This window comes from Bacillus cereus group sp. BfR-BA-01382 (genome assembly GCF_022663475.1).
Lineage (GTDB): Bacteria > Bacillota > Bacilli > Bacillales > Bacillaceae_G > Bacillus_A > Bacillus_A thuringiensis_S.
This window is the reverse complement of the sequence record NZ_JAKUFQ010000347.1, coordinates 1-291: the sequence shown is the minus strand read 5'-3', so window position 1 is coordinate 291 and position 291 is coordinate 1. Positions and strand designations below refer to the sequence as shown.

Below are 291 nucleotides of genomic sequence, written 5' to 3'. Positions count from 1 at the left end.
ATGATCAGGTTGATAGGTTCGAGGTGGAAGCATGGTGACATGTGGAGCTGACGAATACTAATAGATCGAGGACTTAACCATATAATATGTAGCAATGTTATCTAGTTTTGAGAGAACATAAAAAATTTGTTGACTTTTAAAGTGAATAAGTTATAATAATGATTGTCTCAAAAGAATAATGTCTGGTAATGATGGCAGAGAGGTCACACCCGTTCCCATACCGAACACGGAAGTTAAGCTCTCTAGCGCCGATGGTAGTTGGGACCTTGTCCCTGTGAGAGTAGGACGTTG

1 rRNA gene is annotated in these 291 nt (G+C 40.2%); it reads left to right on the top strand.

Annotated elements, in window-relative coordinates:
- Positions 1-181 precede the first annotated feature (181 nt).
- Positions 182-291, top strand: a 5S ribosomal RNA gene (rrf, locus tag MR160_RS34275); the annotation flags it as partial.